Here is a 25,362-nt window from a genome sequence, read left to right on the forward strand (position 1 = left end):
TTCCGTGCTCAAGGTACCGGGTTATCCACATACGTAACCTGGCGGGTTCCGGCCGGAGACTAGGCCGAATAGCTTTGAGTGCAGGAGATGCACTAAGATATTGAAGTCTGTGTTACGCCTTCTTGCCGTGTTTTAGGCCGGGGAGCGCCAACGCAGCATCGCAAATGAACCTCCTGTTACGGAAATACCGTAACCGCTTAGCCCAAAGGAGGTGGGTTCACATATGCGTCCTTACGAATTGATGGTAATCATCGACCCCGAGGTCGAAGAGCGTACCGTAGAGTCGTCGCTTCAGAAGTTCCTCAATGTCATCACCACAGATGGTGGAACCATCGAAAAGGTTGACATCTGGGGCCGTCGCCGTCTGGCGTACGACATCAAGAAGAAGTCCGAAGGTATCTACGCCGTGGTGAACTTCACCGCAGCACCGGCTACCGCCAAGGAACTTGATCGCCAGCTGTCTCTCAACGAGACGATCATGCGCACCAAGATCATCCGCCCTGAAGACCAGAAGGTCGTTGCTGAGTAATCAGCCCCTTCCAAGTCTTTACCCCGAAGGAACGAACAAGGAGGCAGTAGATGGCAGGCGAAACCACTATTACGGTCATCGGTAATCTCACCAATGACCCCGAGCTGCGGTTCACACCGTCTGGCTCAGCAGTAGCGAACTTCACCATCGCTTCTACGCCCCGGACCTTTGACCGCCAGTCCAATGAGTGGAAGGACGGGGAAACCCTGTTCCTCCGCGCATCGGTATGGCGCGAAGCAGCTGAGAACGTGGCCGAGTCCCTCACCAAGGGCATGCGCGTCATTGTTTCCGGCCGTTTGAAGAGCCGTTCTTACGAAACAAAAGAAGGCGAAAAGCGCACCGTAATCGAGCTTGAGGTCGATGAAATCGGTCCGAGCCTGCGTTACGCAAACGCCAAAGTCAACCGTACCCAGCGCTCCGGCGGTGGCCAGGGTGGCTTCGGTGGCGGTAACGCCGGTAATTCCGGTGGCTTTGGGGGTGGCGCTCCTGGTGGAAACCAGGGCGGCGGCAACTCCGGTGGAACCTGGGGCGGCAACCAGCCCGCACAACAGCAGGATGACCCTTGGGCTACGCCCGGTGTCAGCAATGCTGGCGGTTGGGGCAACGGCCCGGATTCCGAACCTCCCTTCTAAACACCAAATAAACGTCCGACGCCGGACACTCACCGGAACTGCCGAAAGGCACCATGGTGACAACCGCCGTCGAACACCACCATCCCGTGGATCAATATCCACGGGCTCCATAGAAAAGGAGCTCCACGATGGCTAAGGCTGAACTCCGTAAGCCCAAACCAAAGTCCAACCCCTTGAAGGCCGCTGACATCACTGTCATCGACTACAAGGACGTAGCACTGCTGCGCAAGTTCATCTCCGACCGCGGAAAGATCCGCGCTCGTCGCGTCACTGGCGTTACCGTTCAGGAACAGCGCAAGATCGCTCAGGCAATCAAGAACGCCCGCGAAGTTGCTCTGCTGCCTTACTCCGGCGCTGGCCGCGGCTAAGGGAAGGGATTAACTAACATGGCAAAGCTCATTCTGACCCACGAAGTAACCGGTCTCGGTGCTGCTGGCGATGTTGTGGAGGTCAAGGACGGTTACGCACGTAACTTCCTTCTGCCCCGCGGCTTCGCTCTGACCTGGTCCAAGGGTGGCGAGAAGCAGGTTGAGTCCATCAAGGCTGCCCGCGCCGCTCGTGCGCACGCTTCTGTTGAAGCTGCACAGGCACAGGCCCAGGCTCTGTCCTCCAAGAAGGTCAAGCTCGAGGTGAAGGCCGGCGAGTCCGGTCGTCTCTTCGGCACCGTCAAGCCTGCTGATGTCGCTGCTGCTGTTGAGGCCGCAGGCCTCGGCGCGATCGACAAGCGCAACGTTGAACTGCCGAACCACATCAAGTCTGTCGGTTCGTACACGGCCAACGTTCGCCTGCACGAGGATGTTTCTGCTGTCATCGACCTCGAGGTCGTTGCAAGCAAGTAGTCTCTGACTGCACTTTGGGCCCCCACTGCCGGTTTCCGGTGGTGGGGGCCTTTTGCTTCCCCAGGCCTCCCGCCGAGTTGGCACTTAACGACGGTCCGGAGCGAAAACATGGTCATTAAGTGCCTTCTGGGCGCGAGCACTAGGGGGTATGGAGCGACTCCATGACGTGCTTGTAGCCGGTACGGATCATCTCGGCCAGGATGACCCGGTCCACGTCATCGAGCTTGTTGACGTACAGGCAAGCGGCACCGGTCTTGTGTTTACCCAGTTCGGGAAGCAGGCGGTCCGCGTCCGGACCGTAAGTCAATCCGTAGAGTGCCAGGTTGGCCTTCCGCGGTGAAAATCCGACGGCGGCTGAGTCACCTTCGCGGCCGGTCTCGTACTTGTAGTGATAGCTGCCGAAGCCAACGATTGACGGGCCCCACATCACGGCTTCCTGTCCGGTGATGTGGCGCATCATTTCCAGCAACTCGAAGCCGTCCTCGCGCCGTTTAGGGTGCTCCACGGCGGACAGGAATTCTTGCACGGAAACATCCGTGGGCTGGGTCTTGTTCTCTGCCATAGGGGTAGTTTCGCAGACGCGGCACGGATGCGTCAGCAAGAACCGGTCTACGCCCGGTGATAGCCTTCAGCGGTGACTTCAGAAGCCCCGCGTATCCGCCCGTTCCACCAAGTGGACGTCTTCTCCGAGGTGCCTTACCTCGGCAACCCGCTTGCCGTCGTCGTTGATGCCGAAGGCCTCAGCACCGAGACAATGCAGCACTTTGCCAATTGGACCAACCTCTCCGAGACCACGTTCCTGCTCGCGCCCACCCATCCCCAGGCGGACTACAAGGTGCGGATCTTCACGGGCAGTGAAGAGTTCCCTTTCGCCGGCCACCCGACCCTTGGCTCAGCGCATACATGGTTGCAGGCCGGGGGAGTGCCCAAGACTGAAGGCGTCCTGGTCCAGGAATGCGGCGCGGGTTTGGTGCGGGTTAAGCACGACGCCGGGCGCCTGGCTTTCGCTGCGCCGCCGCTGACCCGCTTCGGTCCGGTGGATGACAACACCCGGGCGCAGCTCGCTGCCGGACTCCGACTCCCCGAAGATGCGTTGCTCGACGCTTCGTGGTTGGTTAATGGCCCTCAGTGGATCGGCGTGCTTCTTGGATCAGCGGAGCAGGTCTTGGCCATCGAGCCCGATCTCGCTGCCATGGGTGACCTCAAAGTGGGTATCATCGGCCCGCACGAGCCAGGTGCCGCCGTCGACTTTGAGGTCCGTACCTTCATCCCGGGAGATGCCATGGTGGAGGACCCCGTGACAGGCAGCTTCAACGCCGGCGCGGCACAATGGCTGATCGGCAGCGGGCGGGCTCCTGGGGAGTATGTAGCAGCTCAGGGTACTGTCCTGGGCAGGGCGGGCCGCATTCATGTCAAAGTGGAGGATGGCGAGATCTGGGTTGGCGGAGCTTCGGCGACCTGCATCGAAGGAACAGTGGTTCTCTAAGGGTTAGGTGGTCCTCTAACGGGTTAGTTGCCTTTGGCGCGGGTCAGGACCACCAGCAGGCAGATGCCGGCACTGAAGACGGCCTGCATGGCCACCACGAACATCGGAACGTAGCCAAGGTACAGCGCCGCCAGCAGCGGAACCATAGCCAGTATGGTCACGTCCAGTCCGCGCATCAGGGATCCCAGCTGCGCCCGTGGTACCGGACCGAACGGGGTTTCAACCGGCGGGGCAGTCCAGTCCGGCGGGGTCCTGGTGGCTGCGCGGAGAGTTCCTGCGCCCATGCCCACCCCGGCGAGGACGCCAACTCCCACCAACAGGGGATCCGCCGCACCCAGGAAAACCAGCGCCCCTGAGAGTAAGGCCATCCACAAGGACATGGCCAGGCACGGCATGAGCGTCCGACTCGTTCGCACCAGCGCCTGATGCAGCGGGAGCATGGCATCGAGTTCAGGGACCAGCGCGGTCTTGCGGGCCACACCGCCCATTCCGGAGGCAGTTGCGCATCCGGCGATCACGATCACCGCCAATTGGGCGAACTCGGGCAGGCCACCTTCCACCAGCAGTATGGCGATGCAGGCCGCGAGCCAAAGAACCGGTGGCATCAACGGGGGGTTGAGCCTGAGGAAGGCCACCACATCGGCGCGGATCAGCGCCCTCAGCGGCCCCCGTGCAGGGCGGGCGTAGAAGCTGGCCGCGCGGCCGCCGTCCACCCTTTTGCGGTTGCTGCCAAGAGCCCTAAGCGCCTCGTTGGAGTCCATCATGAACAGCGAGGCACCGGCGTGCCCGGCAACAGCGCCACCACGGACCAGCTCGTCACCCCGCACCTGACCGGCGCGCGGTACCACCACGGCAAGGAGTCCGACGGCGGCAATCGCCAGTAGCGCCGGAGGCCACGGGGAGGATGACAGCATCGGAAGGACAGAGCACGCAATAAGGACAGCGGCAGCAATCACTTTGCCAAGCCGCGGACCCAGGAAGGCAAGCTGTTGCAGGGCCGCCAGGATCACAGCGATGGCCCCTGCAATGCCGAAGATGACCGAAGCAAGAAGGTGCTCCAAGGGAGTGCGGTCAACAGCGGTGACCATGCTGAAGGGCAGGTAGATGACAGCTGAGCCAGCGGCAGTGAGCGCAACCCTGCGGACAAAGGGCGGCAGAACCATGGGCCGCCGATCAACGGGAAGCGTGAGCCACCAAGTGTTCTCTGCTCCGTTCACGGACATTGGTCCAAGCTTCCGGGCGAGGTTGCTGACTGCGAGGAGGGCCGCCAGGGTCACGGACGTCCACAACACGGGCTCCGGCAGCACGAGCCATTGTGCCCGGATGATGCCGTTCTGCCCGGATGCACTGTTTGCGATTTCGTTGCGCAACGCCAGGACGAACGAGGCCGCAATAGCCAGGGAAACACCAATGCCCAGCCCCCAACTGTAGGCATCAACAAAGCGGGTTCCCCACGAGATCCGGCTGCGTTTGTAGCGTCGGGCGGATCGACGGGTGAACCGGACAATCTCTGTGGCCAGCTCCCGGTTCTGCGGGGCGTGTTCAAGGGCGAGCATGTCAGGAGCCGGCAATGATGGAGGCCCCCTGCTCAGGCTCGAACTCCTGGACTTCCTCATCAATGACCAAACAGGTGGTGGCTGTGGCGAGTAGCAGCTGGGGATCATGGGTCACCAGGACTACGGCACCGCCGTCCTGGGCGTGTGCGGCGATTCGCTCACCCATGGCCGCACGCATCCGGGGATCGAGCCGCTGTTCCGGTTCGTCCAGGATGAGGAGCGACGACGGGCGGATAAGCCCGGCGGCCAGCAGCAATCTGCGGCGCTGCCCGGAAGACAAAGCGTCCGGGATGGCGTGGGCCCTGCCCAGGAGCCCAAAGAATTCCAGCTCTTCCTCAACGCGGGCTTCGGGGTCATCCAAAGAGTGTCCGCGGGCGATCAGGAGCAAGTGCTCGCGGACAGTAAGGGATGGGAAGAAGAGGTCGTCGTCGAAGACCGCAGAAACCTGCCGGCGGAATGGCACGGTATCAGGATCGATGAGGAGGCCGTGGACCTTCACGTCTCCGGCCAGGGCAGCCTGACGTCCCGCAATAGTCCGGGCTACCGTGGATTTCCCGGCACCGTTGATTCCGACGATTCCCAGGACTTCACCGGTTTCAACCGCCGTGGTAACTTCCCCGCAAACCGGAGCCCCGGCATAGCCAACCAACAGCCCTTCGGCTTCCAAAACTGTCCCCATGGTGCAACCCTACCGGCGGGATTGGCGCCACCGTGCTGCAGTGGAGCACATGAGCAGGCTCATCGCGCAAACCTGAGTCCTTGCTCAGCGGTTACGAGCTCTTCTGGTCCGCTTTACGGTCCGGGCTGCGGCAATAAATGGCCGCAGAGCATCCCTGAGTTCCTTGTTGTGGGAACTGTTGAGGTCAATTTCGTAATTATTTCCGTCAACGGAAAATACGACAGTCTCCTCGGCATCAGTGCCGTCCAAGTCATCATGCAGAGTAACAATTCTTCGCGTAGCCACCATAAAACCGTAGTGCGCGGCGGCCTGCAGATCATGGCCGCCGATCCATTTGTCCCACATCCCTGAAACGGGACAACCTACTTATAAACGAACTCGGGTTGCTTCTTCGGTGCAGGGATTGCTTGAACATTCCAACGAGCTCCGGGTGCTCTTTAGCTCTCAACGGCCTTTGCCAGGTACCGGCCTCGCGCACGCCTTGGGGAGGATGTAAGCCGCTTTCCGATGCGAATCAGAGGCTGTTCGACGACGCGGGAGAGTACCTCCGCAGTGCCGATTGACAAGGCTGCGGCCAGCAACAGTCTGACAATTGCAAGCCCAAAATTCCGCTGGTCAGCAGGGATAACCATGCTGACAACGTCAATGCAGAAAGGATGGAAAAGGTATATGGCATAAGTCCTGGTCCCCAAAAATACGATGGGCTTCCAACTCAGTACTTTCGTTAGGGGCGACGTAGCGAGGATCACGGAAGGGAAAAGAAGCGCAACGCTAAACGAAAACAAGACGTGCGCATGGCCGCTCTCGAAGCCGCCGGGGAGGACCGGGTCAAGGATGTAGGCGGTGATTGCCACAGGTATGAGCGCAGCTGCTACCCGGGGCCGGGCGAGCCTTGACACCACCCTGAATCCCCGGTGAGTGTGCATGGTGATGCCAAGGACGCAACCGGCGAGAATGGCGGTGTAAATACCGAAGTAACGCGCCCCCTCGATGTAGCCGGCCGCGGAAGCGAGGGCGAGCAAAACGCTGGCCGTCGCCAACCGGTGCGTTTTTATCAGGGGTATGGCGAACATGAGGAACGGCCACACTATGTAGAACTTTTCCTCGATGCCAAGCGACCAGCTATGGACGAAGGTACCGCCGCTGGCGAGATCGCCATTGAACGTTGCCAGGAGCGGTAGCCGCTCCGCGAAATTGCTTGGGCCTTCACCCAGGCCGAACACAAAGACGCCCACAGCGGCCGTGGACAGCGCAACATAATAAAGCGGCAGGATGCGGAAGGCACGCCTGATATAGAACTGAAAGATTGAGACGCGGCCTCGTCGGCGTTCCTCGCGGATGAGGAGCGATGTAATCAGGAAACCGCTGATGACGAAGAAGAGCGTCACACCCATGGGCCCGTTGAGAAATCCCCAGATGTGGGGGTCGCTCATGTGTGAGATGAGGACTATCGCGATGCTGACTGTTCGGAGCCCGTCCAGCTGAGGCCAGTAGCGGGCGGACAAGAAGGACGACTCAAGCTTTTCCACAAATCTCTTTTCAGGCTTCCCCGCCTGCCTTGAGAGATCACGGCAGGTTCATGCCAATCGTCTAAGTAGTCTGACCGTGAGCGGTGGTTTGCCCTGATCACCCCATCTATTTGGTCTACACAATGCGGTGGTGTGGAATCTTCTCAAATGCGTGGTGGGTGCCCGACTTCTCCGTGGCGGGCTATCGTGACAAACTCAGAGAGCTGGACGAGCAAATGAGAGCTGGCCGCCCCTGCATGGCTCACTCCACCCGGCACCTGATTGACGCCCAGCGCATTGGGTAGAAGTTAAGCGGGCGCACCTAGGAGGAGCACGTATGGATTCTGCACGGACCTTTGAGTCGATTGTCATCATTTTCAATCCCAACAGCACCGGGGACGCACCTGAGCTGGCACAGCAGCTGCACGACAAGCTGAAGGAGCTGCTCACGTATCAGCCCGAAATCACGCTCCAGCCCACTGAGCACGCCGGGCATGCCGTGGACCTGGCCCGGGAAGCTGCCTCCAAGGGCGGCGATGTCCTGGTGGTCTCCGTGAGTGGCGACGGCGGCTACAACGAGGTGGTCAACGGTGTGATGCAGGCCGGGAACCCGAACGCTGTCTGCGCGGTCAGGGCCGCCGGCAATGCCAACGACCATAGCCGGATCATCGGGACAAAACCGTTGGAAGAGGCCATTGCGGAAGGGCGGGTCCATAACATCGACCTCCTCCGGATACATACCGGGCAAAAAGAGAATGAGCCCCTGGAGTACGCGCATTCCTACATCGGGTTCGGCCTCACTCCGGTGGTGGCAACCGAACTCGAAAAGGGGAGCAAGGGAGCCCTCAAAGAGATGGTCACCGTGATTCAGACCTTCTCTAAATTCGAGCCCTTTGGCATTCGCATGGCAGATGGGAAGCGCCGCAAGTTCGACAGCCTTGTCTTCGCCAACATCAAGGAAATGGCCAAGTACGCCACGTTGAGCGAAGCTGAGGATCACCCGTCGGATGGGAAGTTCGAGGTGATCGTTTTCCCTCACATGCCCAAGTGGCGCACGCTCCTGACAGCGCTGAAGGCCACCACGCAGGGTTTGGGCGATCAGCCGAGCGTGAGCAGCTACGAATTCACCACGCTCAAGCCGCTGCCGTATCAAATGGACGGCGAAGTGAAGTCCGTGGAGGCCAACGTCAAGGTGCGGGTGGAGTGTGCCCCCCAAGCCTTGGCCACCCTCGGCTAGGAACGTCTAGCCCGCCGGAGCGCAGGCGGCCGTGACAAAGTCGTAAATCCGGCCACGCAGTTCATTCGGCGCCGCAATCTTCAGCAAACCCTTCCGGTCGCCGACTCCCACCCTCAGCGGTAAGAGGGTGCCCACCTTGTCTTCGGCAACAGCATGCGGATCGCAACGGGCAGGTCGGATGGTCAGTGGGAGTTCCTGAGGGGCTGAGCCTACGGTGACATTTTGGGGCCATGGAGCTGCGGGAGATTGAGCCAGCAACGTAGTCTCCTCGAACGATTCGATGGTGAAGCTTTCCGGGTGGTTTCCCGGCGTGGCCGGCTTAATGACAAGGCGTACGACGGCGGTGCCCCCGTCCGCGGCCACCTCAAGTCCAGGATCCAAGGCCAAGCTTGCGACGGCGGCCGCTTCCGCTGCGATGCACAGCTCGTCAGCGTTTCGGGGGAGGACGCCGAAGGGATCGGAAGCACTGGCACTCTCCTCAACAGGAGACTTATCCGATGCCGAGTAGTTGATCCTGGCATTGGGTTCGGGTGAGGCTTTGTCTGTTGTTTTACAGGCGGCCGCGGGCAAAGCAGCGGGAAGGCTTTTAGGCTGACGGGGTGGCAACTCAAGGCTGCCCCCGGATGGTTCCCAGGAAATGTCCCCTTGGAACAGCGCGGAATGCAGCCGTGCGCCCGTCACGGTTACTGGTGAGTCCGTGGTGTTGGTGAGCTGGAGCAGGATGGCTTGTTTGCCGTATTGGTCTCGGGATTGGTTGACCTCAAGGGTGATGGGGCTCGAAGTTCCGCTGTTGGCCGGCGAGCTGGAGGCTTCGGAGGGGCCGGTCCCGCTGGAGTTACAGGCGGCCACAAGCGGGAGCGTTACAACCAGGGCCATGCCAGCCACCAACGAATGCCACGTCCTGCTCATCATGCGATCAGTGTAGGGTGCAGGGCCTATGCGCGGCATGAGCTGGCGCGTTCAGCCGATAGCAAGCCAACGCCCTGATGCAATGGTGGCGGGCCAACACTAAGCATGCTTAGCTTAGTGTCAAGCCCACTTCCGAGTGCATGCAGAGAGGAACACCATGTCCACTATGACGCAACTGTTCAAGTCCCCTGCCGCTGACGTCTGGAAGGTCATCGAAGATGGTTGGCTCTATTCCGGCTGGGTGGTGGGTGCCTCCAGAATCCGCGACGTGGACCAACAATGGCCACAAGTTGGTGCGAAGCTGCACCATTCCGTTGGCTCCTGGCCTTTCCTCATTGACGACAGCACCCGTGTGACAAGCATGGAACCCGGCCAAAAACTGGAGCTCCTCGCCAGGGGCTGGCCGCTGGGCGAAGCCAAGGTATTGATCACGCTGGAGGACCTCGGCGGCTCCCAATGCAGGGTCTCCATTTCAGAGGACGCCGTACGTGGGCCGGGAAAAGTAGTGCCCAAAGCCCTGCGGGATCCCATGATTTCCGTCCGGAACCGTGAGACCTTGAGGCGACTGGAACTCATGGCTGCGGGCGGAGCCGGACGCAAAAACTAGGCGCCAGGCATGACCCACTCAAAAGCTTCGGCTTTGGACCGCGCTCCCTGAGCTGCCTTGGAGCGGTTCGGCTCACCCAGTTCGGCCAGCAACTTTTCAGAAAGCGCAACGAGTTCCCCGAAGATACCCGGAGTGAGCCATTGAGGGCGGGTGGCGAAGAGGATGTCCTCGCTGGAGGTGTTGCCGCTGGCGCCGGGTGCGAACGGACATCCGCCCAGCCCGCCGAGGGCACCGTCCACCATGGCAGCACCGGCCTGGATGGCGGCGAGGGTGTTTGCCACACCCAAACCCCAGGTGTCGTGGCCGTGATAGACGATTCGCCGAGCCGGGGATTCGTCCCGTACACGGGTGATCAGCCGGGAGACCTGCGCGGGAATTGCCTGGCCCAGGGTGTCGCAGATGACGATGTCCGTGGTGCCTTCCGCCCGGGGATCGTTGGCAATGGCGAGGATGCGCTCCTCAGGAACGTAGCCCTCAAAGGGACAAGTGAAGGACGTTGCTATGCAGAGCTGGATTTGTCCGTTCACTGCTCGCGCGTACTCAATGGCCTCGGGCAAAGCGGCCAGGCTCTCATCTGTGGTCCGCCCGATGTTGGCCTTGTTATGTGAATCCGAGGCTGACAAGCAGTATTGGAAATTCCGTGCACCAGCGGCGGAAGCTTTGGCGACGTGGCCAGGTGTTGCTACCCAGATCCAGCACTTCTCCAGTTCCTCTGGTGTAAGGGCCCGGACCACTTCCAGGGTGTTGGCCATGGTTGGGACCAGGTCCGCGCGCGCCATGGAGCCCAGCTCAATGGCTGGCACACCCAGCCGCAGCAGCTCCCGCACGGTCTCAATTTTCTGCTCTGCGGGCAGGAGTTTTCCAGTGAGTTGGAGCCCGTCGCGCAGCGTGACGTCCCTGAGGATGACGCTGCCGAGGGTTGCGGCCAGGGGGCTTTCAAAGCGGGTCATGATCGGTGGGCCTCCTCGCGGCCGGAAGCCGCATTGATCTGTGCGGCGTCCATGTTCAGCAGTCCGCCAAGGATTTCTTGCGTGTTCTCGCCTAAATCCGGGCCGAGGTTTCGGATGGGTAAGGACTGGTCCCCGATCACCGGAACAATGCCCGGGAAACCTACGCCATGGAGGATTTCCTCGCCTGTGGAAACGTCGAACTTCTGGATCATGTTGCGGGCAGCGTATTGGCTGTCCGTGCTGATGTCAGCCGCGGTGTAAATAGGACCGGCGGGAACACCTGCGGCTTCAAGGGCTGCGAGGGCGTCGGCAGCTGAAAGCGTCGCTGACCATTCGCCGATTGCCTGATCAAGTTCTTCCCGCTGTGCCCAACGCCCGGCATTCGATTGGAGGAATGGGTCCTCCGCGAGGTCCGGACGCCCGATGGTGTGCATATACCGCTGGTAGATCGAGTCGCCGTTTCCGGCCACCACAATGCTCGCGCCGTCCTTGCACACGTAGGCGTTCGATGGGGCAATGCCTTCCATCCGGCCACCCACGCGCTGCCGGTCCACGCCGTACGCCTGGTAGTCAGGAATCAGCGATTCCATCATGGAGAACATGGCTTCGTTCAGCGCGACGTCAATGATCCGCTCGCTGAGCGGAACAGCGCCCGCCGAGTCCCGGCGTCGTGCTTCACGTTGGTAGAGGCTCATCACGGAGCCGAAGGCGGCGTAGAGGCCTGCGATCGAGTCTCCAATGGAGACGCCAACGCGAACGGGTGCACGGTCCGGGTCACCCACCAGATTGCGGAACCCGCCGTAGGCTTCGGCGACGGCGGCGAAACCGGGCCGCTCGGACAGTGGACCCGTCTGTCCGAAGGCAGAAATGCGCGTGACGATCAGGTCCGGGTTGGCTTGGTTGAGGACTTCCGGGCCAAGGCCCCACTTTTCCAGCGTGCCCGGGCGGAAGTTCTCCAGCAGGATGTCGCACTTGGCCACGAGCTCCAGCACCGCCTGTTTGCCGGCATCCGTGCGCAGATCCAGGACCACGGACTTCTTATTGCGGTTCAACGTGCGGTACAGCATGGAGGTGTTGCCCTTATGCAGGCGCCAGTTACGCAGTTCGTCGCCGGTCCCCGGCCGCTCCACCTTGATAACCTCTGCACCGAAGTCCGCCAGGAGCCTGCCGGCCGTGGGAGCGGCAATGTAGTTGCCGAGTTCCAGGACCCGGACGCCGTCCAGTGGGGAGATTGTTTGGTGTGTCATGGTCTTCTTTCGTGCGTGGGGTGGGCGGTTGGCGGGACCGTCCGAACAGAATGACGGACAAAGTTACAGACCCAATCGCCAAGGGAACACAGCGGCGATGGCCACTGCCGCCATGTTATGAGTTGTAACTCATGGTGCAAGCCCTATCCGAAATTAGGCTCAGAAGATGACGTTGGCGATTCGCCCGGGCACTACCTCGGAAGTGCCGCCATGCGGCGGGTTTTCGACGGCGGCGAGGGGTCCTGCTGAAGGCGGCACGGCTGCTGTCCTGATCGCCGCGGACGCCCTTCCGCCATAGCATGGTCCAGAGATGCGCCTAACCGGGGGAGTGTGTGATGGGGCCGTTGGAATCAATCCAAGCCAGCACGAAGCAGAGCGACCCAGCCCAAAGGGGTTTGTCTGCCAAGGCCCCGCGAAAGCGGACTACGCGGGAGCGGAAGCTTGAGCTGGCGATCCTGCTGGTGCTGGTGGTCGCGCTGGCACTGTCTGCCACGCCGTGGCCCTCTGCCATGCTGATCCGTAGTGTTTTTGAGCGCGGGGCGCAGGCAACAATCGATGAAATGACGCCGTACGTCCCGGATACTCCGCTGCTGACGCAGGAGGGCGTGGTGTACAAGCCGGGTTCCACTTTTGATGTGTTCAGCCCTGCAGGCACCACAGCCCCGCTTCCAACTGTGGTGTGGATCCATGGAGGTGCGTGGATCTCAGGGGCCCAACGCGATGTCAATCCTTATCTGAAGATCATCGCCGCAGAGGGCTACACCACCATCGGCATGAGTTACCCCATTGCCCCCGAGGCCACGTACCCCACCGCAGTGCGGGACATCAACGAAGCTCTCGGCTACATCAAGGCCCATGCCGCGGAGTTGAACGTGGACACCAGCCGGATCGTCCTGGCCGGTGACTCCGCCGGCGCGCAGCTCGCCAGCCAGATGACAACGCTCACTGTGAACCCCGAATACGCCAACTTAATGGGAATTGAGCCCGCGCTCCAGAAGTCTGATTTGGTGGCCACCATTCTGCATTGCGGCGTGTACGACCTCCGGGCCATGGCAGATCTCAGCGGAATCGTGGCCTGGGGCTTCAAGACATCCCTGTGGGCCTATACGGGCACCAAGGACTGGTCCGCTACCTACGCCGGGGCCACCATGTCCACTATCGACTTTGTGACCGATGACTTCCCTCCCACCTTCATCAGCGGCGGCAATGGCGACGGGCTCACGTGGCTCCAGTCTGTTCCCTACAGCAACCGGCTAAAGGACGCGGGCGTTCCCGTGACCGAGCTGTTCTGGCCAGCCACCCATGACCCCGAACTCCCTCATGAGTACCAGTTCCACCTGAACTTTGCCGAGGCTCGTGAGGCGCGGGACAAGACCTTCGACTTCCTGGCCGCTCACGCTCCGAGGCGGTAAGGCTGGCATTGGGAAACCCGGGAATACAATTTATCTCCATGATGGAACTATTATTGGGGTATGACTTCCTCTGCGCCGGTAAGCGCGCATAAGCGCCGTCCCGTTCTCTTCTGGGTTTCGGGAGTATGTGCAGTCGCATTGGTCCTTGTTCCCCTGTGGATGTTGCTGGGGAACCCGGCAGTCCTCCGCGGGCACCCGCTTTTGCCGGTCCTGCTGGTGACAGCCGCCGTCGTCGGACTTCTTTGGGGCGTCCTGCTGTGGCGTCGACGCGATAGGTCCGTGAAGCGGGCCGTAGCCAGGGCTGTTGGCGCATGGACGGCGAGGGTGGCCGTATTGGCGCTGGTTGCCATGCTGGTGTGGCTGAATCCCTTCGCCTACCAGGCGTCCGGCACGGCTGAGGCGGGATCGGGCGCGGGGTTTACCTTGGCAGATTCGCCGACGTCCATCACTATGAAGCCGGCGGGGGCAACTCCCACCAGAGGGCTGATTTTCTACCCGGGCGCTCGCGTGGAAGCGCGGGCGTATGCGGACATCCTTAGCCCGGCAGCGGATGCCGGGGTCCTGGTGGTGATCCTCAAGACACCCTTGAATATCAGCCTCCTGGACGGAAACCAGGCCCGCGGCGCCATGGCTGAGCATCCCGGGATCTCCACGTGGACCGTTGGCGGCCACTCTCTGGGCGGAGTCAGTGCGAGCTCTTTTGCCCTAGGAAACCGGGACGTCGACGGACTGTTGCTTTACGCCTCCTACCCTTTGGACTCCCTGCGCGACCGGTCAGGGCTTCAGGTCCTGTCCGTCTCGGGCTCGGAAGACGGACTCAGCACGCCTGCCAAGATTGACGCCTCCCGCGAGCTCCTGCCCGCTGATGCCGCCTTCGTCGAGATCCAGGGCGGGAACCATGCCTTCTTCGGAAACTATGGTGTGCAGCCCGGCGACGGCGAACCCTCCGTGGATCGCGGCGTTGCCCAGGAGCAGATCTCTGAGGCAACTGTGGCGTTTCTGACGCAACTCAAGGGGTAGTCGGGACTCCCGGGAATACTTCCGCACGGCTCCCTGTTCATTGAAATAGATGCAAATGCATGTAAGCTGGATGAACGAGCAACAGGAGAATGCCATGGAAACCCGCCGCATCACCGTACTTTCCGCCGGACTCGGTGTCCCGTCGTCGAGCCGCTTGCTGGCCGACCAGCTGGCCGCCTCCGCCGAACGACAACTACGCGCGGCAGGCTACGAAGCGAAGATCGACGTCGTCGAACTGCGCGACCTCGCGGTGGATATCGCCAACAACTTCGTCACCGGCTATGCGGCGCCGCGCCTCGCGGACGTGATTGCCGGCGTCGAGGATTCTGACGCCATCATCGCGGTCAGCCCCGTCTTCAGCGCCTCTTACAGCGGCTTGTTCAAATCGTTCATTGACGTCCTGGACCCCAAATCGCTGGACGGAAAGGCGGTACTGCTGGGCGCCACAGGCGGCACCGACCGCCACCAGATGGTCCTCGACTACGCCATGCGTCCCCTGTTCAGCTACTTGCGCACCAGGATTGCTGCCACCGGAGTCTTCGCGGGGCCTCAGGACTGGGGAAACACTGACGACGGCGGATCACCCCTCTCGGTGCGCGTTGACCGGGCCGCAGGTGAACTCGTGCAGCTTTTGAGCGGATCCCAGCCCGGGCGTAAGGCTCCGGTTCTGGAGTCGCTGCCTTTTGAACAGCTCCTGGCTGGCATTTCAGCGGGCAGGTAGCCCTCCCGCCTCCCTTGCCTGCGGGATCCTCGCCAATCGGCCATGGACAATGGGGGCATGGACATTGCAACGCTGCACCACCTGGACGAGTTGCTGGAGGATGGCGAGTCCCTGACTGTGGCGAGGATTTCGGTATATCTCGCCACGCATCGCTTGGCCACCGCCAATTGGTTTGGTCGGACCGGCCGCGCAGAAAGGTCGGCATGGATCGAACGCGAGGGCACGGGCTGGCGGGTGTGGGAGACCGATGAGCGCGCCGGGATCATGGATCACTGCATCCTCCGCACGGAGTCGGAGACAGAGGCGCTGGACAGCTTTCTTCGCCGGGCGCGGAGGCATCTCAAGGCAGACGGTACGGCGGTCCGGCGCATTTCTTGATGCGGGCTTAACGAACTAATTGGCGGGGCTGATCGTTGGGCCAAGCATGAAATGTCCTGTGGATTCCATTGACCTGGTGATGAGCGAACGAAGCGGTGTGGAGATCGACTACTGCCCGCAGTGCAGAGGTGTGTGGCTGGACCGTGGGGAGCTGGACAAGATCATTGACCGCGTCGCGGTCGAAACTGTTCCCGCCCCTGCCAGGCCTGCCGCCGCACCGCCCCAGCCGCCCATCGCGCCGCCACCCATCTACAACCCCTTCGAGTCACGGCCCCAGCAGCCGCGCTATGACGACAGGGACAGGCGCGACTACGACCGCAGGGACAATGATCGCCGCGACGGTTACGATCGCGAGCAGTACGGACGTAAGCGCAAGAAGAAGGAAGGCTTTCTGGGCGACTTGTTCGACTTCTAGTCTTTAGTCGTCCAGGAGTTCGATGAACTCCCGGGCCTGCTTGATGTTGATGTCTGAGTGGCGCGTCAAAGCAAGTGCCGCGCCTTCAACGTCGCCGCTTTTGGCTAGGGTGCGGATCCGTCCGTAAATCTCGTCGTTGAGCATATTGCTGCTCACTTCCCTGGTGACGTCACCCTTGCTCACGATTGCCCTGTACCTGTAGGGGAAACGTTCGGGCTCGTCATCATCGTCAGCCAGCAAGTCCCTGGGAGGTGCTTCCGGCGTGAACGGCTGGGGATGCGCAGCCAGTGCACCGACGGCGTTACGCGATGCCCGCAGGCCCTCTCCCGTCGCCTGCAGGTAAAGTTTGATGGCCGCCATGCCCTGTCCTTGGGCAATGAGGGAGTAGAGCTGCCTGTGCTGCTCTTGGTTGAGCTTGGCTGCCGATTCTTTCGCCAACTCCACCGGGTCCTTGGGTGCATTCGCCGCCGCGAAATCGGCTTTGCTCTCGGCCGAGCGTTTGGTGAAGGAACGAATAAGCAGGAGCACGCCCGCGATGACCGCAACGAGGATCAGGAGCGGGATGAGGATGGAATCCATGGCGTCGTCAGAGCCGATCTACGTAGTTCTTGGCAGTAAGCAAATCTGAGTGGGTGGCTTGGCGAAGGACCTTGATCGCTTCGATCTTTTTCCCGCTACGGACCAGGTTCTGTAACTCGAAGGCCAGTTGCGGGTTCAGCTGACCATTGGGCAGCACGGCGGGCTGGTGTCCCGTCTGGCCGGCAGCCTGAGACCGGGCAACTTGTGCCTGAATGGCCGTCCTGCTGTTCTCCGCCTGTTCCCTGTGGCTGGCCTCGTTTTGGCTCGGCTTGGTGGTGGCGTCGATCCGGGCGCGAAGGGCCAGTGCTTCCCGGACTTGGGACGCTTGATGGGCCGCGGAACGTGCCGCCAGTTCGCGCTGATACCTCTCAGCATCAGACATGCCGGTATCGCGCGGCTTGAAGGCCGCTGTGAGCGCCCATAGAAGGCCTACGAGGACAAGAAGCGGAAGGACAATCGTCAGTACGTCACCAAAGTTCATCCCCATGCTTAGAGCTTATGCCAGAACTTGGTTATCCACAGCACATTCCACTTCCGGCATAGGCTTCTGAGAGACCTCTGTCAAATTAAGCCAGCTTTTGTAAGATGCATCACATTTTGGGCATGTACAGCGAAGTTTTCGTGTGGTCAGAGACCTTGGAGGCGGCGTTGTCTGTGGATTAATCGCTTCCAAAACTTTCTTCCCTCCACAGGATGTGAAGAGCGTTTTCCCACGTCAGAGCATGATTTCCGATAAAAGAATTTCTCTATCCACAGGGTAACGCACAGTCTGTGCACAACGTACGGCTGGTATTCCACAGGTTATCCACAGGGGCTATTTGGCACCTGCTGTAACGTGTCTGAAGTGTCCATTTTGGACACGAATATCCCGCGACGTGTTTCTTGGCTCCCAAAAAGTCACCGCTTGTGACGGGTTCACGGAATCGTCTGTGGATAACTTGTGGATACGGCTATTCTGTCGGACCCGCCTGACATCGTGGGATGCATCAGGCGGACCCGTAGCCACGCACCGCGCTTTACGGGCCGCCAGGGAATACATCCCTGCAGCGGCACACAAATGGAGGACGGCTTTGTCAGTTACGCACTTGGACTCAATCGAGGGCTCACGCGCTTCGGACTCGAGCCGCAAACCTCCCCAGGACATCCCCGCTGAGCAGTCCGTGCTCGGCGGCATGATGCTGTCCAAGGACGCCATTGCCGACGTCGTGGAGATCGTTCGTGGACACGACTTCTACCGTCCCGCGCACGAGACCATCTACGAGTCCATCATTGACCTCTACGGCCGGGGCGAACCCGCGGACGCCGTCACTGTCTCGGATGAGCTGACAAAGCGCGGTGAGATCAACCGGATCGGTGGCCCCGCCTATCTCCACGAGCTCATTCAGACGGTGCCCACCGCGGCCAACGCCGGCTATTACGCTGAGATCGTTGCGGAGCGTGCGGTGCTGCGCCGCCTTGTGAATGCCGGTACCAAAATTGTCCAGATGGGCTACGGCCAGGACGGCGAAGTGGAAGACCTCGTCAACCAGGCCCAAGCCGAGGTGTACGCAGTGGCTGAAAAGCGTACTGCCGAGGACTACGTGGCGTTGAAGGACGTCATGGAATCCACCGTGGATGAGATCGAAGCTTCCGGTCACCGCGGTGAAGGCATGACCGGCGTCCCCACGGGCTTCTATGAACTGGACGAACTGACGCACGGACTCCACCCGGGCCAGATGATCGTTATCGCCGCCCGTCCTGCCGTGGGTAAGTCCACGTTCGCACTGGACTTTGCCCGTTCCGCGGCCATCAAGAACAACCTGGCTACAGTCATGTTCTCCTTGGAAATGGGCCGGAACGAGATCGCCATGCGTCTTCTCTCCGCAGAAGCGACCATTGGCCTGCAGGATCTCCGCAAGGGAACCATCAAGGACGAGCAGTGGTCCAAGATCGCCACCACCATGGGCCGCATGAACGATGCTCCGCTGTTCATTGACGACAGCCCCAATATGTCCCTCATGGAAATCCGTGCCAAGTGCCGCCGCCTGAAGCAGCAGCACGACCTCAAGCTGGTGATCCTCGACTACCTCCAGCTCATGAGCTCCGGTAAAAAAGTTGAGTCCCGCCAGCAGGAAGTTTCCGAGTTTTCCCGTGCCCTCAAGCTGCTTGCCAAGGAACTGCAGGTTCCCGTCATCGCACTGTCGCAGCTGAACCGTGGTTCCGAACAGCGCCAGGACAAGCGCCCCATGGTCTCAGACCTCCGTGAATCCGGCTCCATCGAGCAGGACGCGGACATGGTCATCCTGCTCCACCGTGAAGACGTGTATGACAAGGAATCGCCGCGCGCCGGCGAGGCCGACATCCTCATTGCCAAGCACCGTAACGGTCCCACCAAGGACATTGTGGTTGCCTTCCAGGGCCACTACTCACGCTTTGCCAACATGGCCGGTGAAACGGGTGCCGGTGGCGGCGGCTTCTAGCCGCGGAGGGCCAGCAACTCCAGAGGAGCTCAGCACCTGAATACCTTGATTCCGCCCGGCGCACACGTTTTCGTCGACGAGTCCAAGTCCAAGGCCTATTACGTTGCCGCATCGGTGATAGCGCCGGCGGACCTTGCAGGCGCTCGGCGGTCGATCTTGGCCCTTCGCCGACCAGGACAACGGAGAGTCCATTTCAAAAGCGAAAGCGATAGCTCCAGGAACGCATTTCTCAATGGCGCTGCGCGGCTCGGACTCTCCACAACGCTGTACGTTGCTCGAAACATGCCGGACAAGAAGGCCCGCCCTTTGTGTCTGGAGCGCTTGTTGGAGGATTTGGTGGCCGGAGGAGCGAGCAAACTTGTGCTCGAAAGCGACGAATCACTACAACAGTCAGACCGCCGACTCATCGCTCAGCACCTAAAGGCGCTCGGCGGCGCGGACGGCTTTCAATACATGCATTGCAAAGCCCACGAGGAGCCCCTGCTCTGGGTCAGCGATGCCGTGGCCTGGTGTCACCAAAAAGGTGGCGACTGGATACGGAAAGCGTCTCCGCTGGTTCAGAAGATCGTTTTCTGCGAGCGTTAAACAGCGCAGACCCGGCTCGTCATACCATCCGGAAGACTGCCAGGCCCACTTCTCAGGACTATTGCCCTTTGCATCACTGAGCCTACCGCAAAGAGAAGATTCGGAATACTGCCTGTGAGGGACGTAACGTACTCCTGCGAATCCGTGTTTGTGCTGATGGGTTCAGCAGCCCTCGAAGTCGCTGAGCACCTTCACTTTCGCTGCTGATCCGGACGAGGGATCGAACGCGTAGCCGATCCACTCCTTGGCCAGCCGGCGGGCCAACTCCACGCCCACTACTCGCTGACCCATGGTCAAAACCTGGCAGTCGTTGGACAGGATTGACCGCTCTACGGAGAACGAGTCGTGCGCAGCTGTGGCCCTGATCCCCGGTACCTTGTTGGCAGCAATGGCCACCCCGATTCCTGTGCCGCAGAACAGGATGGCACGGTCGGCTTTGCCGTCGCGGATCATCTCACCGGCCGCAATCCCTACGTAGGGGTACGGCCGGGTGAAGTCCTCGTCCGCCCGGTTCACGCCTATATCTATGACCTCCGTGATGCGGGAGTCAACCTTGAGGTCGGCCAGGATCCGGTCTTTGTAATCAACACCGGCTTCGTCGGCGCCCACAATGATGCGCATGAAATTCTCCTAGTTACTTGCTGCGGCGGGAACGGGAACAGCGGTGAAATGAGGCCCGACGGCGGCGAACACCATCGCGAGCGACGTCGCCCCGGGATCCGGCGTGCCAAGGCTCTTCTCGGCCAACGGCCTGGCGCGTCCCTTGAGGGGGCGAAGACCTGCGGTGGAAGCAGCGGCTGAGGTAGCGTCGGCAGCCGCGGCAAGCCAGGCCTGTTCCAGGTGAGTACCGGAAGCGACGTGTTCCTCAAGCGAGGAGGCGAACGGCAACAGCGCGTCCATCATTGTTTTGTCGCCGATCTCGGCCTTTCCCAGGCTTGCGATTCGGTCCGCGAAGGCGCGAACAGACTCGGCGAGGACATCCGGCGTCGGGGTTTCCGCGTCACCCAACCGCTCACCAAAGGCGCGAAGTCCGGCACCCCAAAGGACACCTGAGGTGCCGCCGGCTTTGTCTGCCCACGCGTCCCCGGCGGCGGCGAGCAGTGACCCGGCACCCGCGCCACGTTCAAAAGCAAGGGATGCGGCGTGCTGGGCCGCAGCGGATCCGCGAACCATGCCGCGGCCGTGATCGCCGTCGCCTGCGATTGCATCCATGTCGCCCAGCATCGCCTCGGAGGTCCGCAGCAAGGCCGCGGTGGTGTCCAAAGCTTTGAGGCACTGTGCGGCGTAGGACCGGGAGTTTTCCGTGGAGGAGTACTCGGCCGCAGTGACGGCCTCCAACTCCGCCTCCGTTGCGGTTGAAGTAGGAACGTCGAACCCACCGGCACCCCGACGGTACGCCGGTGTCAGGGCGGGTGCTGTCCAGTACTGCTCCAGCTCCTCGTCCAGCCAGGTCAGTGTCAACGATGCCCCGGCCATGTCCAGGCTGGTGACCAGCTCGCCCACCTCGGGCATCACCAGGGTGTATCCGGCCTCGCGGAGCAGTGGAGCGATGGTGCGCCAGAGGACGAACAGTTCCTCGTGCTTGGTGGAGCCCAGGCCGTTGAGGATAACGGCCAGCCGCTTCGACGTGGAAGAAGGCGTCTCAGCCAGCACGCGTCGGACCAGCTCTTTGCCAAGTTCGACGGCGGAGGGCAGCTCAGTATCGAACAATCCAGGCTCGCCGTGGATACCCAGGCCCAGGCCCATCTGTCCCTCGGGAAGACGGAACAAGGGCTGGTCGGCGCCGGGGAACGTGCAACCGCTGAAGGCCGTCCCGATTGTTTTCGTGAGGCTGTTGGCCTTGCGTCCCAGGCGAACCACGGAGTCGAGGTCCAGGCCGGCCTCGGCAGCGGCTCCCATGACTTTGAACACCACGAAGTCCCCTGCAATGCCCCGGCGCTTCTCAGCCTGGGACGGGGATGCGCTGGCAATGTCGTCAGTGACCAGCACGTTCTCCGTCGGGATGCCCTCGGCGGTCAGCCGTTCGCTGGCCATGCCGAAGTTCATGACATCGCCCGCGTAGTTGCCGTAGGTGAACACCACTCCTGCTCCGGAGTTGGCGGCTTTGGCCACGGAGTACGCCTGCTGCGCCGAGGGGGAGGTGAAGATATTGCCCACCACGGCACCGTCAGCGAAGCCCGGCCCGATGATGCCGGCGAAGGCCGGGTAGTGCCCGGAGCCGCCGCCCGTAATGACGGCCACCTTCGGCATTGCCGGGCGGCTGCGGCGGACAGCGCCACCCTCCACCCGGCGGACAAGGCCGGAGTGGGCGTCGCAGAAACCGGCAAGGGCTTCGTCGGCGAAGTCGGCGGGGTCGTTGAAGATTCTGGTCATGAGGGTCCCGGGTTTCCTTCGAGCAGCTCGAATTAGTGGATGTGGCTGCCGCCGTTGATGTCGATGGTGGTGCCGGTGAGGTAAGCGGAGTCCTCGGAGGAGAGGAACGTGATCACAGCGGCCACTTCCTCCGTGGTGGCGTTACGGCCCAGGGGGATGCCTGCGTTGATGGCGGCTTCCTGCTCTTCGGTGCTGCCTACGCGGATGTTGGTGTCCACGGCGCCGGGGGTGATGGCATTGACCGTCACGCCCGTATCCCCGATTTCGCGGGCGAGTGCCTTGGTGAAGCCGAGGATGGCTGCCTTGGCTGCCGAGTAGGGGACCTTACCGAACACGCCGCCGCCGCGCTGGGCAGAGACAGATGACATGTTCACGATGCGGCCCCAGCCATTGGCAATCATGTCCGGCAGGAAGGCTCTGGTGACCAGGTAGGTGCCCGTGGCATTGACGTCCATGACCTTGTGCCACAACTCAAGAGTGGTTTCCAGGAACGGAACGGGGGAGGTGATGCCCGCGATGTTGGCCAGGGCGCCGACGGGCGGAAGGTTTCCGGCGGCAACTTCAGCGGCGACGGCGGCCTGGGCTGCAGTGACGGAAGCTTCGTTGGCCACGTCGATTTCGTAGCCAAAGGCCGGAACGTTGAATTCGTTGGCGATTTCGGCAGCAACTTTGGCGGACTTCTCGCCGTCGAGGTCCAGGATAACGACGCCCCAGCCCTGGTTGGCGTAGCGGCGGGCGGTGGTGAGGCCGATGCCGCGATCGGAGGTAGCTCCGGTAAGGACGGCGGTGCGCTGGATGGTGGTCATGGTGCTCCTTGAATATGAGGTGATGCGGTTTGGATGAGGTCCGTGATGAAGCTGGCCGCCTTGGCGGCAGCCGCGGGGCGTTCGTCATGCGTGACGTCCCGGGTTTCGAGTTCGAGGGAAAAGTGGCCGGTGTAACCGGCGCCCCGCAGTGCCGCTAAACCGGCTGCGAAGTCGGCCTTGCCGCTGCCGATGCTGAGGTTGATGTTTCCGGGTTCGGTTTCCGTGGCTGGGAGGGCGTCCCGCAGATGGACGTGCTTGACCCGTGATGCGAAGCGGTTAACGAAGTCCACCGGATCGCCGCCGGAGGCAATGATGTGGCTGAAGTCCATGACGATTCCGACGTCGGAACCGGCCAGGCGGTCGGCGAGCAACTGCGCGCGTTCCGTGTCCCGGCACAGCCGGTAGTAGTGCAGGGACTCGGTCCAGAGCTCAACGCCGAACTCCGCCGCGCGTCCGGCGGCGTGGATCAGCTGGGCTGCAACCAGGTCCACGTCCTCTTCGAGGCTCCGGACGGGATCGTCATCGATGGCGCCGCAGGGTAGAACCAAGGCTTGCGCACTGGTTTTGGCCGCCAAGGCGAGCAGCATCTCAAGGTGCCTTTCGCGCTGGTCCTGAGCGTCGGCGTCGAGCGTTGCGTTCAGATCGCCGACGTCGCCATTGACCGAGCGAACCCGCAAGCCTGATTCACGCACGACGGCGGCAACCGCCTCCACTGCCTCGGCGTCCAGTACGTACGGAACATGGTCGCAGACGCCCGGGAGCGCGCCGAGATCGATTTCCTCGAAGCCGAGCCCTTGCATGGTGTGGAGTGCAGCGCCCAGTTCCTGATGGCGGAAGCTGATGGACGAACAGCCCAGTCGTTGATGAAACATGGTCGTTGATCCTCTACATCGAAGCCTCATCGGTGAGGACTTCTAGTGATGCAAGCCACTTTAGATGCGTTAACTGTCAACAGTCAACCTTCTAAGTCGACTGTTGACATTGCTGGTGCTCTGCGTCACAGTTGTCGTATTATGTTGACTGTCGACAGTGAGGTCGCCGAAGAAGCGCCGCACTCTTCGAAAGGGAAAAAGACAGATGAGCAATGAAGCTCTGACCATGCGTGGTCCGGTTCACGGAACCAAGGAAGCAAAGCGCGTCGCCGTCGGCTCAGGCGTTGGCGCAGTCATCGAAACCTATGACTTCATCGGTTTCGGCACGGCGGCCGCACTGTACTTCGGCACCGCGTTCTTCCCGGGCGCTGACCCGGTGACAGGCACTCTGGCCTCCTTCGCGACCCTCGGCGTCGGCTTCGCCGCCCGTCCCCTGGGCGGCATCATCGGAGGGCACCTCGGCGACAAATTGGGACGCAAACCCGTTCTGGTGGCATCACTGATCCTCATGGGCCTGGCCACGTTCGCAATCGGCCTGCTCCCCACCTACCAGCAAGTGGGCCTCCTGGCCCCGGCGCTCCTTGTGCTGGTCCGTGTTATCCAGGGCCTTGCGTTCGGCGCGGAATGGGGCGGTGCCATTCTGATGAGCTATGAGCACGCCCCATGGCGGAAGAAGGGTCAGTTCACGGGAATCGTGCAGGCCGGCTTCCCCGTTGGCCTCCTGCTCGCAAACCTTGTCTTCCTCAGCAGCGTTGGCCTCGGCAGCGAATGGGCCTGGCGTGTACCGTTCCTCGCCAGCATCATCCTGGTGGCTGTTGGCCTCATCATCCGTTCAAAGGTCCCTGAGTCCCCGGTGTTTGAGGACGTCAAGTCCAAGGGCGACATCGTCAAATCCCCCATCGTGGAGGTCATCAAGACCGACTGGCGCAACATTGTCCGGGGAATCGGCCTCCGCATCGCTGAAACGGCCGGCTACGCAGTTTCCGTGACGTACATGATCTCCTACCTGCATACCAACAAGCTCGCGGACAAGACCGAGACTTTGGTGGCTCTGTGTGTCGCAGCAGGAATCGGTATCTTTGCCACCTACTTCTGGGGCAAACTGACCGACCGCGTTGGCCGCCGGCCCGTCTATATCTGGTCCACAGCGTTCGCAGTGCTCTTCGGAGTTCCGATGTTCATGCTGGTCAACACCGGCCTGTTCTTCCTGATCATCGCCACGATCGTGATCGCCTACGCTGTATGCCAGAACTCCCTCGCCGGGGCCCAGGGCGCATGGTTCCCGGAACTGTTCCAAGCCAAGACCCGCTCCTCCGGCGCTTCGCTGTCCTACCAAATCTCCGCCATGGTGTCCGGCTTCACGCCCTTCATCACCACGCTGCTGTTCGTCAGCATGGGCTGGATGGGGCCGGCACTGCTCTTCAGCATCTACGCAGCCATCGGCCTGTGGGCCGCGCTGATCACCAAGGAAACCTGGGGCAAGCGTGAGCGTGCTTTCGCCGAAGAAGCCGCCAGCAAAACACCCCAGTCGGTAAACGCCTAAAGTACCCATCGACGTCGGGC

29 protein-coding genes are annotated in these 25,362 nt (G+C 61.5%); 15 read left to right on the forward strand and 14 right to left on the reverse strand.

Annotation, left to right across the window (positions count from 1 at the left end; all coding sequences use genetic code 11):
• Positions 1 to 223: 223 nt before the first annotated feature.
• From rpsF to rplI, 4 genes are all read left to right on the forward strand, one after another.
• Positions 224 to 529: a 30S ribosomal protein S6 gene (gene rpsF, locus BACI9J_RS21975; RefSeq protein ID WP_011776755.1), complete on the forward strand. Its 306-nt coding sequence runs from the start codon at positions 224 to 226 to the stop codon at positions 527 to 529.
• A gap of 50 nt (positions 530 to 579) precedes the next feature.
• Positions 580 to 1,161, forward strand: a complete 582-nt coding sequence (locus BACI9J_RS21980; RefSeq protein ID WP_011776754.1) for a single-stranded DNA-binding protein — start codon at positions 580 to 582, stop codon at positions 1,159 to 1,161.
• A 128-nt stretch (positions 1,162 to 1,289) separates the two neighbouring features.
• Positions 1,290 to 1,529, forward strand: a complete 240-nt coding sequence (gene rpsR, locus BACI9J_RS21985; protein ID WP_003800144.1) for a 30S ribosomal protein S18 — start codon at positions 1,290 to 1,292, stop codon at positions 1,527 to 1,529.
• Between the two features lie 18 nt (positions 1,530 to 1,547).
• The gene (rplI, locus tag BACI9J_RS21990; protein WP_024818808.1) at positions 1,548 to 2,000 is read left to right on the forward strand and encodes a 50S ribosomal protein L9; all 453 of its coding nucleotides are present in this window, start codon (positions 1,548 to 1,550) and stop codon (positions 1,998 to 2,000) included.
• A gap of 139 nt (positions 2,001 to 2,139) precedes the next feature.
• Here rplI and BACI9J_RS21995 read toward each other — a convergent pair whose 3' ends face one another.
• Positions 2,140 to 2,562 carry a DUF1801 domain-containing protein gene (locus BACI9J_RS21995; RefSeq protein ID WP_159736234.1) on the reverse strand — a complete coding sequence of 141 codons (423 nt, stop codon included), beginning with the start codon at positions 2,560 to 2,562 and terminating at the stop codon, positions 2,140 to 2,142.
• Positions 2,563 to 2,634: 72 nt separating this feature from the next.
• Between BACI9J_RS21995 and BACI9J_RS22000 the strand changes: the two genes are divergently transcribed.
• The gene (locus BACI9J_RS22000) at positions 2,635 to 3,486 is read left to right on the forward strand and encodes a PhzF family phenazine biosynthesis protein (RefSeq protein ID WP_159736235.1); all 852 of its coding nucleotides are present in this window, start codon (positions 2,635 to 2,637) and stop codon (positions 3,484 to 3,486) included.
• 23 nt (positions 3,487 to 3,509) lie between these two features.
• On the opposite strand, the gene BACI9J_RS22005 is transcribed toward BACI9J_RS22000, so the two are convergent.
• The 4 genes from BACI9J_RS22005 to BACI9J_RS22020 form a co-directional block, all read right to left on the reverse strand.
• On the reverse strand, positions 3,510 to 5,042 hold the full coding sequence (locus tag BACI9J_RS22005) for a DUF6297 family protein (protein WP_159736236.1): 1,533 nt from the start codon (positions 5,040 to 5,042) through the stop codon (positions 3,510 to 3,512).
• Position 5,043: 1 nt separating this feature from the next.
• Positions 5,044 to 5,721, reverse strand: coding sequence for an ABC transporter ATP-binding protein (locus BACI9J_RS22010; RefSeq protein WP_159736237.1), 678 nt, complete (start codon positions 5,719 to 5,721; stop codon positions 5,044 to 5,046).
• Positions 5,722 to 5,805: 84 nt separating this feature from the next.
• Positions 5,806 to 6,066, reverse strand: coding sequence for a histone-like nucleoid-structuring protein Lsr2 (locus BACI9J_RS24805; RefSeq protein ID WP_442858653.1), 261 nt, complete (start codon positions 6,064 to 6,066; stop codon positions 5,806 to 5,808).
• 92 nt (positions 6,067 to 6,158) lie between these two features.
• Positions 6,159 to 7,250, reverse strand: coding sequence for an acyltransferase family protein (locus BACI9J_RS22020; protein ID WP_159736238.1), 1,092 nt, complete (start codon positions 7,248 to 7,250; stop codon positions 6,159 to 6,161).
• A gap of 316 nt (positions 7,251 to 7,566) precedes the next feature.
• Between BACI9J_RS22020 and BACI9J_RS22025 the strand changes: the two genes are divergently transcribed.
• The gene (locus tag BACI9J_RS22025; protein ID WP_159736239.1) at positions 7,567 to 8,466 is read left to right on the forward strand and encodes a diacylglycerol/lipid kinase family protein; all 900 of its coding nucleotides are present in this window, start codon (positions 7,567 to 7,569) and stop codon (positions 8,464 to 8,466) included.
• A gap of 6 nt (positions 8,467 to 8,472) precedes the next feature.
• Here the strand turns inward: BACI9J_RS22025 and BACI9J_RS22030 are convergent, their stop codons facing one another.
• The gene (locus tag BACI9J_RS22030) at positions 8,473 to 9,378 is read right to left on the reverse strand and encodes a hypothetical protein (protein ID WP_236558813.1); all 906 of its coding nucleotides are present in this window, start codon (positions 9,376 to 9,378) and stop codon (positions 8,473 to 8,475) included.
• Between the two features lie 154 nt (positions 9,379 to 9,532).
• Here BACI9J_RS22030 and BACI9J_RS22035 point away from each other — a divergent pair, with 154 nt between their 5' ends.
• The gene (locus BACI9J_RS22035) at positions 9,533 to 9,982 is read left to right on the forward strand and encodes an SRPBCC family protein (RefSeq protein ID WP_159736240.1); all 450 of its coding nucleotides are present in this window, start codon (positions 9,533 to 9,535) and stop codon (positions 9,980 to 9,982) included.
• Here BACI9J_RS22035 and BACI9J_RS22040 read toward each other — a convergent pair.
• Together BACI9J_RS22040 and BACI9J_RS22045 are read right to left on the reverse strand one after the other, a co-directional pair.
• Positions 9,979 to 10,932 (reverse strand): hydroxymethylglutaryl-CoA lyase, encoded by a 954-nt coding sequence (locus BACI9J_RS22040; protein ID WP_159736241.1) that lies wholly within the window; start codon positions 10,930 to 10,932, stop codon positions 9,979 to 9,981. The two genes, BACI9J_RS22035 and BACI9J_RS22040, sit on opposite strands and share 4 nt — an antisense overlap.
• Positions 10,929 to 12,179: a CaiB/BaiF CoA transferase family protein gene (locus BACI9J_RS22045; RefSeq protein WP_159736242.1), complete on the reverse strand. Its 1,251-nt coding sequence runs from the start codon at positions 12,177 to 12,179 to the stop codon at positions 10,929 to 10,931. Before BACI9J_RS22045 ends, BACI9J_RS22040 begins: the two co-directional genes overlap by 4 nt.
• A 395-nt stretch (positions 12,180 to 12,574) precedes the next feature.
• On the opposite strand from BACI9J_RS22045, the gene BACI9J_RS22050 reads away from it, so the two are divergent.
• The 5 genes from BACI9J_RS22050 to BACI9J_RS22070 all read left to right on the forward strand — a co-directional run bounded on the left by BACI9J_RS22050 (position 12,575) and on the right by BACI9J_RS22070 (position 16,125).
• Positions 12,575 to 13,591: an alpha/beta hydrolase gene (locus BACI9J_RS22050; RefSeq protein WP_236558814.1), complete on the forward strand. Its 1,017-nt coding sequence runs from the start codon at positions 12,575 to 12,577 to the stop codon at positions 13,589 to 13,591.
• Between the two features lie 60 nt (positions 13,592 to 13,651).
• Positions 13,652 to 14,611 carry an alpha/beta hydrolase gene (locus BACI9J_RS22055; RefSeq protein WP_159736244.1) on the forward strand — a complete coding sequence of 320 codons (960 nt, stop codon included), beginning with the start codon at positions 13,652 to 13,654 and terminating at the stop codon, positions 14,609 to 14,611.
• A 94-nt stretch (positions 14,612 to 14,705) separates the two neighbouring features.
• On the forward strand, positions 14,706 to 15,332 hold the full coding sequence (locus BACI9J_RS22060; RefSeq protein WP_159736603.1) for an FMN reductase: 627 nt from the start codon (positions 14,706 to 14,708) through the stop codon (positions 15,330 to 15,332).
• Between the two features lie 57 nt (positions 15,333 to 15,389).
• Positions 15,390 to 15,710 (forward strand): hypothetical protein, encoded by a 321-nt coding sequence (locus BACI9J_RS22065; RefSeq protein ID WP_159736245.1) that lies wholly within the window; start codon positions 15,390 to 15,392, stop codon positions 15,708 to 15,710.
• A 58-nt stretch (positions 15,711 to 15,768) separates the two neighbouring features.
• The gene (locus BACI9J_RS22070; protein WP_236558815.1) at positions 15,769 to 16,125 is read left to right on the forward strand and encodes a TFIIB-type zinc ribbon-containing protein; all 357 of its coding nucleotides are present in this window, start codon (positions 15,769 to 15,771) and stop codon (positions 16,123 to 16,125) included.
• A gap of 3 nt (positions 16,126 to 16,128) precedes the next feature.
• On the opposite strand, the gene BACI9J_RS22075 is transcribed toward BACI9J_RS22070, so the two are convergent.
• Entirely contained in the window at positions 16,129 to 16,704 is a 576-nt protein-coding gene (locus BACI9J_RS22075) for a hypothetical protein (protein ID WP_159736247.1), read from the reverse strand.
• Positions 16,705 to 16,711: 7 nt separating this feature from the next.
• The gene (locus tag BACI9J_RS22080; protein WP_159736604.1) at positions 16,712 to 17,185 is read right to left on the reverse strand and encodes a hypothetical protein; all 474 of its coding nucleotides are present in this window, start codon (positions 17,183 to 17,185) and stop codon (positions 16,712 to 16,714) included.
• Between the two features lie 589 nt (positions 17,186 to 17,774).
• On the opposite strand from BACI9J_RS22080, the gene dnaB reads away from it, so the two are divergent.
• Together dnaB and BACI9J_RS24515 are read left to right on the forward strand one after the other, a co-directional pair.
• Complete coding sequence (dnaB, locus tag BACI9J_RS22085) at positions 17,775 to 19,163, forward strand: replicative DNA helicase (protein WP_017197290.1); 1,389 nt, start codon at positions 17,775 to 17,777, stop codon at positions 19,161 to 19,163.
• Between the two features lie 282 nt (positions 19,164 to 19,445).
• Positions 19,446 to 19,748 (forward strand): hypothetical protein, encoded by a 303-nt coding sequence (locus tag BACI9J_RS24515; RefSeq protein WP_236558816.1) that lies wholly within the window; start codon positions 19,446 to 19,448, stop codon positions 19,746 to 19,748.
• Between the two features lie 162 nt (positions 19,749 to 19,910).
• Here BACI9J_RS24515 and BACI9J_RS22095 read toward each other — a convergent pair whose 3' ends face one another.
• Genes BACI9J_RS22095 through BACI9J_RS22110 form a run of 4 tightly spaced genes read right to left on the reverse strand, consistent with a single transcriptional unit; the run spans position 19,911 to position 23,799 of the window.
• Entirely contained in the window at positions 19,911 to 20,369 is a 459-nt protein-coding gene (locus BACI9J_RS22095; RefSeq protein WP_159736248.1) for a ribose-5-phosphate isomerase, read from the reverse strand.
• Between the two features lie 9 nt (positions 20,370 to 20,378).
• Positions 20,379 to 22,121 (reverse strand): dihydroxyacetone kinase family protein, encoded by a 1,743-nt coding sequence (locus BACI9J_RS22100; protein WP_159736249.1) that lies wholly within the window; start codon positions 22,119 to 22,121, stop codon positions 20,379 to 20,381.
• Positions 22,122 to 22,153: 32 nt separating this feature from the next.
• Positions 22,154 to 22,927 (reverse strand): SDR family NAD(P)-dependent oxidoreductase, encoded by a 774-nt coding sequence (locus tag BACI9J_RS22105; protein WP_159736250.1) that lies wholly within the window; start codon positions 22,925 to 22,927, stop codon positions 22,154 to 22,156.
• Entirely contained in the window at positions 22,924 to 23,799 is an 876-nt protein-coding gene (locus tag BACI9J_RS22110) for a sugar phosphate isomerase/epimerase family protein (protein WP_159736251.1), read from the reverse strand. The genes BACI9J_RS22105 and BACI9J_RS22110 overlap by 4 nt, the downstream gene beginning before the upstream one ends.
• Positions 23,800 to 24,004: 205 nt before the next feature.
• Here BACI9J_RS22110 and BACI9J_RS22115 point away from each other — a divergent pair, with 205 nt between their 5' ends.
• Positions 24,005 to 25,342: an MFS transporter gene (locus BACI9J_RS22115; protein ID WP_159736252.1), complete on the forward strand. Its 1,338-nt coding sequence runs from the start codon at positions 24,005 to 24,007 to the stop codon at positions 25,340 to 25,342.
• The last annotated feature ends 20 nt before the right edge of the window (positions 25,343 to 25,362 follow it).

Source organism: Arthrobacter sp. 9V, assembly GCF_902506065.1.
Lineage (GTDB): Bacteria > Actinomycetota > Actinomycetes > Actinomycetales > Micrococcaceae > Arthrobacter.

Excerpts from the sequence above, each read along its gene's own strand:
- BACI9J_RS22045 (WP_159736242.1), bottom strand. The coding sequence starts at position 12,179 with ATGACACACCAAACAATCTCCCCACTGGACGGCGTCCGGGTCCTGGAA.
- BACI9J_RS22005 (WP_159736236.1), bottom strand. The coding sequence starts at position 5,042 with ATGCTCGCCCTTGAACACGCCCCGCAGAACCGGGAGCTGGCCACAGAG.
- BACI9J_RS22105 (WP_159736250.1), bottom strand. The coding sequence starts at position 22,927 with ATGACCACCATCCAGCGCACCGCCGTCCTTACCGGAGCTACCTCCGAT.
- BACI9J_RS22035 (WP_159736240.1), top strand. The coding sequence starts at position 9,533 with ATGTCCACTATGACGCAACTGTTCAAGTCCCCTGCCGCTGACGTCTGG.
- BACI9J_RS22060 (WP_159736603.1), top strand. The coding sequence starts at position 14,706 with ATGGAAACCCGCCGCATCACCGTACTTTCCGCCGGACTCGGTGTCCCG.
- BACI9J_RS22025 (WP_159736239.1), top strand. The coding sequence starts at position 7,567 with ATGGATTCTGCACGGACCTTTGAGTCGATTGTCATCATTTTCAATCCC.
- BACI9J_RS24515 (WP_236558816.1), top strand. The coding sequence starts at position 19,446 with ATGCCGGACAAGAAGGCCCGCCCTTTGTGTCTGGAGCGCTTGTTGGAG.
- BACI9J_RS22115 (WP_159736252.1), top strand. The coding sequence starts at position 24,005 with ATGAGCAATGAAGCTCTGACCATGCGTGGTCCGGTTCACGGAACCAAG.
- BACI9J_RS22095 (WP_159736248.1), bottom strand. The coding sequence starts at position 20,369 with ATGCGCATCATTGTGGGCGCCGACGAAGCCGGTGTTGATTACAAAGAC.
- BACI9J_RS22055 (WP_159736244.1), top strand. The coding sequence starts at position 13,652 with ATGACTTCCTCTGCGCCGGTAAGCGCGCATAAGCGCCGTCCCGTTCTC.
- BACI9J_RS21980 (WP_011776754.1), top strand. The coding sequence starts at position 580 with ATGGCAGGCGAAACCACTATTACGGTCATCGGTAATCTCACCAATGAC.
- BACI9J_RS21995 (WP_159736234.1), bottom strand. The coding sequence starts at position 2,562 with ATGGCAGAGAACAAGACCCAGCCCACGGATGTTTCCGTGCAAGAATTC.
- BACI9J_RS22080 (WP_159736604.1), bottom strand. The coding sequence starts at position 17,185 with ATGAACTTTGGTGACGTACTGACGATTGTCCTTCCGCTTCTTGTCCTC.
- rpsF (WP_011776755.1), top strand. The coding sequence starts at position 224 with ATGCGTCCTTACGAATTGATGGTAATCATCGACCCCGAGGTCGAAGAG.
- rplI (WP_024818808.1), top strand. The coding sequence starts at position 1,548 with ATGGCAAAGCTCATTCTGACCCACGAAGTAACCGGTCTCGGTGCTGCT.
- BACI9J_RS22040 (WP_159736241.1), bottom strand. The coding sequence starts at position 10,932 with ATGACCCGCTTTGAAAGCCCCCTGGCCGCAACCCTCGGCAGCGTCATC.
- BACI9J_RS22030 (WP_236558813.1), bottom strand. The coding sequence starts at position 9,378 with ATGATGAGCAGGACGTGGCATTCGTTGGTGGCTGGCATGGCCCTGGTT.
- BACI9J_RS22065 (WP_159736245.1), top strand. The coding sequence starts at position 15,390 with ATGGACATTGCAACGCTGCACCACCTGGACGAGTTGCTGGAGGATGGC.
- BACI9J_RS22100 (WP_159736249.1), bottom strand. The coding sequence starts at position 22,121 with ATGACCAGAATCTTCAACGACCCCGCCGACTTCGCCGACGAAGCCCTT.
- BACI9J_RS24805 (WP_442858653.1), bottom strand. The coding sequence starts at position 6,066 with ATGTGGGACAAATGGATCGGCGGCCATGATCTGCAGGCCGCCGCGCAC.
- BACI9J_RS22010 (WP_159736237.1), bottom strand. The coding sequence starts at position 5,721 with ATGGGGACAGTTTTGGAAGCCGAAGGGCTGTTGGTTGGCTATGCCGGG.
- rpsR (WP_003800144.1), top strand. The coding sequence starts at position 1,290 with ATGGCTAAGGCTGAACTCCGTAAGCCCAAACCAAAGTCCAACCCCTTG.
- BACI9J_RS22110 (WP_159736251.1), bottom strand. The coding sequence starts at position 23,799 with ATGTTTCATCAACGACTGGGCTGTTCGTCCATCAGCTTCCGCCATCAG.
- BACI9J_RS22075 (WP_159736247.1), bottom strand. The coding sequence starts at position 16,704 with ATGGATTCCATCCTCATCCCGCTCCTGATCCTCGTTGCGGTCATCGCG.